At 34.2% G+C, this 1,992-nt stretch carries 2 protein-coding genes; one reads left to right on the top strand and one right to left on the bottom strand.

The features are described 5' to 3' along the window. Positions 1-600 precede the first annotated feature (600 nt). Positions 601-1,410 (top strand): prohibitin family protein, encoded by an 810-nt coding sequence (locus tag IQ228_RS25370; protein ID WP_027401199.1) that lies wholly within the window; start codon positions 601-603, stop codon positions 1,408-1,410. A gap of 32 nt (positions 1,411-1,442) precedes the next feature. Here IQ228_RS25370 and IQ228_RS25365 read toward each other — a convergent pair whose 3' ends face one another. Beyond that, positions 1,443-1,853, bottom strand: coding sequence for a hypothetical protein (locus IQ228_RS25365; protein WP_080683827.1), 411 nt, complete (start codon positions 1,851-1,853; stop codon positions 1,443-1,445). Positions 1,854-1,992: the final 139 nt, after the last annotated feature.

Genomic DNA, 1,992 nt, shown 5'->3' with positions numbered 1-1,992 from the left:
TCATCAAATAAGAAGTCGGGGATCTTACCCCAACTAATAAACCCAAAAAAATTACTATCGTTTGTATATTTCATCATCAAAATTGTCGTAGAATTGCAAGCGAGCAGTTCCCACAACTAAATTATTTACATTTTCTCCAGGGGAAATAACCTGGACTCAAAATGGATAAATACCTTTGTTAGTGGGATTATAAAATGGTTTTAAACCGATGGTAATTGTTTAATTAGCGGTAACTGGTTGGTTAAAATTAGCAATAACAGTTTGCGGTTGATATGGATTTTTGGCTAGGGTAATACCTAGCCTTTTTTTTGTCCATTTGTTTCTGCAAAAGCAATAAGTAGGTTGGCGTTGAAAATTGTCGTTGGGGCAAGGGAACAGGAAGAGAGTTTTGAGTGATTTTACTTTTCTTCACATACCTTTAAATTTTTCTGTTCACCTACTTACTGTTTTTTTGATCAAATTCAATATTTTCTAGACCGTCTATTTGTGTGAAAACAACCTATTGTAATTGCTAATTAGCCAGAAATTCTGGTAAGTTCTATCTAACTGCATAAAATTCTAGCTCACGAATCAAAATTCTCTTAGTTATGGAAATTAGGGATGAAAAAATATAATCCGCTAAATAATGCTGGTAAACTGACTGCTTTCCTATGTTTGCTTACCATTTTGCTCACACCTTGTGTGATAGTTAATGCTGGTGAACGTGGTGTATTAATGAAATTTGGTCAAGTCCAAACACAGATATTAGGAGAAGGTATTCACTTAATTATCCCTGTAGTTAATACAGTTAAAAAATTAAGTATCAGAATTCATAAGCAGGAAATATCAACTGAAGCAGCTTCTAAAGATTTACAGAATGTTTTTACAGATTTAACTCTTAATTGGCATTTTTTACCAGATAAAGTTAATAAAATATTTCAACAAATTGGTGATGAAGATCAGGTTATTGAATCTATTATAAATCCAGCAATTGAAGAAGTATTAAAAGCAGTCGTAGCCCAATATACTGCTGAAGAAGTAATTACAAAACGCGGGGATGTTAAGAGAGAGTTAGATCAAGCCCTAACGGCAAGATTGGGAAATTATAATATAGCAGTTGATGATATTTCCTTAGTTCATATTCGCTTTTCTGACCAATTCAGAGCAGCAGTAGAATCCAAACAAATTGCCGCACAGGAAGCAAAACGGGCTGAATTTATTGCCTTAAAAGCAGTGAAAGAAGCAGAAGTAAAAGTCAATTTAGCCAAAGGGGAAGCAGAAGCTCAAAACTTACTCAGAGAGAGTTTGACACCGGAATTACTGCAAAGGCAAGCGATAGAAAAATGGAATGGAAAACTACCGCTAATTATGGGTAAAGATAGTTTAAATATCTGGGATATTCAGAAGTTAATTACAGCTAGTGAAAATTAACTTCTGTAGAATATGGTAAATAATTCTAGTAATCACCCATTAGTAAAGAAAATGGGAGTATCAATAATCTTCAATTGAATTAGAAGTACAATCACTAATGTGTATGCAGTTGAAGAAACGAGACTGTTAAATAATTCTTTTTTGAGATTACGTTCCTTGTTTTCTTGTTGAAACATATCTACTGAGCCATATTGCATCAACAGGATGCCTATAATATTTGATAGCCAGTAGCCAAGAATAGTACAAGGAAACAGTAATTTTGGCGATAATAAACTACATAAATACCCAAAAAAGTAAGCAATGGGTAGATTAAATAATAAATCATTCCACCAACATAAAGGAGAAAGCAAGTATCCCAACACTAACAAAAATCCACCCCTGAGTTTCTTCCAAATATTCACGTTTGGCTGCGCTAAGTAGAGTTGTGTATTTTCGCTATTCATGCTGACTGTCGAGCTTTCTGTTTGGAGATTAGTCATAAAACTACACTATTTTTATAGTCTTAGAGGGTGTTTGAGAAGTTTTTAATGTATAAACAAACCCCTCTCCAAACCTCTCCCCGAAGCGGGGAGAGGCTTGGAG

Source organism: Dolichospermum sp. LEGE 00246, from assembly GCF_015207865.1.
GTDB classification, from domain to species: domain Bacteria; phylum Cyanobacteriota; class Cyanobacteriia; order Cyanobacteriales; family Nostocaceae; genus Dolichospermum; species Dolichospermum heterosporum.
The sequence above is the reverse complement of the archived record's forward strand: the minus strand, read 5'-3'. Positions and strand labels throughout refer to the sequence as shown.